The sequence below is a fragment of the Elstera litoralis genome (assembly GCF_000963705.1).
GTDB lineage: Bacteria > Pseudomonadota > Alphaproteobacteria > Elsterales > Elsteraceae > Elstera > Elstera litoralis.
In genome coordinates, this window is sequence record NZ_LAJY01000225.1 from 1 (window position 1) to 3,280 (window position 3,280).

At 61.9% G+C, this 3,280-nt stretch carries 4 protein-coding genes; 2 read left to right on the forward strand and 2 right to left on the reverse strand.

Features of this window, described 5'->3' with window-relative positions:
• Together VZ95_RS09695 and VZ95_RS09700 are read right to left on the reverse strand one after the other, a co-directional pair.
• Positions 1-309, reverse strand: a 309-nt coding sequence (locus VZ95_RS09695) for an efflux RND transporter permease subunit (RefSeq protein WP_045775662.1), incomplete at its 3' end; no start/stop codon positions are given.
• Position 310: 1 nt separating this feature from the next.
• Positions 311-1,429 carry an efflux RND transporter periplasmic adaptor subunit gene (locus VZ95_RS09700; RefSeq protein WP_045775663.1) on the reverse strand — a complete coding sequence of 373 codons (1,119 nt, stop codon included), beginning with the start codon at positions 1,427-1,429 and terminating at the stop codon, positions 311-313.
• A gap of 156 nt (positions 1,430-1,585) precedes the next feature.
• Here VZ95_RS09700 and VZ95_RS09705 point away from each other — a divergent pair, with 156 nt between their 5' ends.
• Positions 1,586-2,314, forward strand: a complete 729-nt coding sequence (locus tag VZ95_RS09705) for a TetR/AcrR family transcriptional regulator (RefSeq protein ID WP_045775664.1) — start codon at positions 1,586-1,588, stop codon at positions 2,312-2,314.
• Positions 2,315-2,647: 333 nt separating this feature from the next.
• Positions 2,648-3,199 (forward strand): F0F1 ATP synthase subunit delta, encoded by a 552-nt coding sequence (locus tag VZ95_RS09710; protein ID WP_045775665.1) that lies wholly within the window; start codon positions 2,648-2,650, stop codon positions 3,197-3,199.
• Positions 3,200-3,280 lie beyond the last annotated feature (81 nt).

Below are 3,280 nucleotides of genomic sequence, written 5' to 3' on the forward strand. Positions count from 1 at the left end.
TGTGTAATCGGCAAAGGTCAGCTTAATCAGCGTTTCACCGGGCTTCGAATAGCTCACCGCATTGTCGAAGAATGCCAGTTCCTGAAGCTTTTTTTCGAGCTTATCGGTGACTTGCAACTCCATTTCGCGGGCGGTCGCCCCCGGCCAAAAGGCCTGAACCACCACCGTCTTAATCGTGAAATCCGGGTCTTCCTGCCGCCCGAGCCCCATGTAGGAGAGGGCTCCGGCAATGCCCAAGATCAACATGAAAAACATAATCAGGGTTTGATGCCGCAGCGCCCAGCCCGACAGATTGAACTTGTCGCTCATCTTACTGGCCTTTCACCGGGGCGGCGCCGAGGATGCGCACCTTGATGCCGGGATCGATGCGATGCACGCCCGCCGTTACAACCAGCTCGCCGTCCTTCACGCCATTGGCAATCAGCGCCGCGTCCTGATGATAGGCGGCCACGGTGACGGGCTTCAGGGTCACGGCACCCTTGGCGGCATCCACCACCCACACAGCGGGCTTGTCGCCCTGCTGGAAGATGGCGGAGAGCGGCAAGGAGGCGACCGGCACGCCATCGCCCTTCGCCAGCAGCAAGGTCGCCGTCATACCCATTTTGGCGGTCTGCGGCTGATCGAGCAGGGAATATTTGGCGAGATAGGTGCGGGTTTGCGGATCGGCGCTCGCGGCAAGCTCGCGCAGGCGGACGCGATAGGTTTTGCCGGGGTCCGACCAGAGGGTTACGCGGGGATCATTGGCGGCGCGGGCGTCATCCAGCCGGTTTTCCGGGATCGGCACCGAGACTTCTAATTCCTCATCGCGCGCCACGCGGACGATCGCTTGCCCGGCGGCAACCACTTGGCCCGGTTCGGCCAGCACGGCGGTCACGATGCCGCCGGTATCGGCGGAGAGGCTCGTGTAATTCATCTGACGCTCGGCAATCGCCACTTGGCTGCGCGCGCCGATCAGCGTCTGCTGCGCCACGCTGGCCGCCGCCGCGCGTTGATCGTAGGTGGCTTGAGTGAAGACCATGCTGGTTTTCAGCGCCTCATAGCGCTTCAAATCGGCCTGGAGGCGCTTCAAATCGGCTTCGGAGGAGGCGACCTGAGCTTGCGCCCGGCGCAGTTGCAGGGCGAAATCCTCGGGCTCCAGTTTGCCGATGAGCATGCCCGGCGTCACCCGCGCCCCCACATCGACCGGACGGGCCGATAGCTTGCCCGTCACTTGAAAGGCGAGCGGCGTTTCCAGCCGGGGCGCGAGCGTGCCCGCCAGCTTCAGGCTTTCCCGCCCCGCTTCGAAAGCGACGGTCTGCACCCGCACGGGGCGCACCTCTTCGGCATGTTCCTTCTTATCGTCGGAGCAGGCCGCGAGCAGCGGTAGCGTGAGCAGAACGCTCGCCAGCAGGCGGGCGGAGCGGGAGAAGTGGAACGAAGTACGCGCCATCGGCGGAACCTTCCTTGACAGAAACCTGAGGGTGGGGGGATATCCAAAGAATGAAGCTGTGGAGTCCCTCTGAACTTGCGCCCAGATGTAATTGCAATTACACTTTTGGTCAAGGATATTTGCCGCAAGCGAGACTGACGCAGTGAGGGAATGGGAATGACAGAGTGCCGCATCGGCCAAGCGCTTTCGGCGATCAAGGGGTTCGCTCAGGCTAAGTCGGGCTCAAAATCGGGGCCGACGGACGAGCACGGCAAACCCAGCCGCCGCGAAGCGCGCCGTGAGGCGATTATGACAGCGGCGACGCAGATTTTCGTCGAAAAAGGCTATGGCGCGACCAGCCTGAACGATGTCGTGCGCCTGTCGGGGGGCTCGCTCTCGACGCTCTACGATATGTTCACCAATAAGGCGGGGCTGTTTCGGGCGATTGTCACCCACCGCTGCGAACTTATGACGGGGGTTTTTGAGAACCCGGACGTTCATAGCCGCCCGGTTGCCGAAGCCCTACACGACCTCGGGGTGCGGTTTCTCAGCGTGCTCATCGCCGATGATACCGTTACGGTCATGCGGTCGGTGATTGCCGAGGCGATCCAGTTCCCGGAACTGGCGCAGGTTTTCTACGAGGCTGGGCCGTCCCAGGGGCGCGTTCGAATTGCGGGCTATTTGGAAGAGCAGGCCCGGCGCGGCATTCTGACACTCGATGCCCCCGAAGAGGCCGCGATGGATTTCTGCCAACTCATCGTCCGCGACGCACAAATGAATGCCATGATGGGCTTGCCCTATCCGAAAACGCCCGAGGCGATTGAACGGCACGTCAGCCGCGCGGTCGCCTGCTTCCTGCGCGCCTATGGCACTGCATCGCAACAATCGCCAGCCCCTGCGGCGTGATGCCCGGAAATGAGGGCGCTCAGGCGAATTAGACTGTGTTCCCCGTCGCTTAGAGGCGGTTGAGCCGCAAGGCCAGGGGGCGCGATCGGGAAAGACGGCCGCGATTCCCGCGCATCCTGTCGCTTTTCTCAGTTATGGCGCGTTGCATCGGTAAAAACGGTGTGTTAAGGAAGCGCCGCCTGCGCGAAAGACACAGTCTGCGCGTGGGCTTGCGTCCCGATCCGGCAGAGCTTTGGCAGTGCGGGGGAGGGAGCGTAAGGATCCTGTCCAGATTCCGGTTAGAGAGCGGCACCCGCCAGCGCTCGCCGGGCCGATTAGAGAGGACAAGCCGGGGTGGCGACAGAGCAGACGGGCGTTGCCGGGCGATATGCCGTAGCCCTCTACGATTTGGCGGACGCGCAAGGCGCGCTCGACGCCGTGGCGAAAGACCTGCGGGACTTGCGCACGCTTCTGACGGAGTCGGCCGATCTGCGCCTGCTCACCGTCAGTGCCGTGCTGAGCCGGGCGGATCAAGCCAAGGCGATTGCCGCTGTCTTAGAGAAGGCTGGCGCGAATGATTTGGTGCGCCGCTTCGTCGGCGTTGTGGCGGATAACCGCCGCCTGTCGGCCTTGCCGCAGATCATTACGGCCTTTTTGGCCCGCTTGGCCGATAAACGGGGTGAAGTGACGGCGGAAGTTACCGCTGCGGTCCCCCTCACAAATTCGCAGATCGATCAGATCAAAACGTCGCTTTCGGGCACGTATGGGTCGAAGATCCTTGTCGATGTCAAAGTCGAGCCGTCGTTAATCGGCGGTCTCATCGTCAAGATCGGCTCTAAGCTGATCGATCATTCGCTGAAGACTAAATTGATGCGCTTGCAGCTCGCCATGAAGGGAGTTGGTTGATGGATATCCGTGCAGCCGAAGTTTCGGCCATTCTGAAAGAACAAATCGCCAATTTCGGGACGAGCGCCGAAGTCGCGGAAG

What these genes read in the sequence shown, in the direction of transcription:
- VZ95_RS09700 (WP_045775663.1), bottom strand. Translation starts at nt 1,429, where the DNA reads ATGGCGCGTACTTCGTTCCACTTCTCCCGCTCCGCCCGCCTGCTGGCG.
- VZ95_RS09705 (WP_045775664.1), top strand. Translation starts at nt 1,586, where the DNA reads ATGACAGAGTGCCGCATCGGCCAAGCGCTTTCGGCGATCAAGGGGTTC.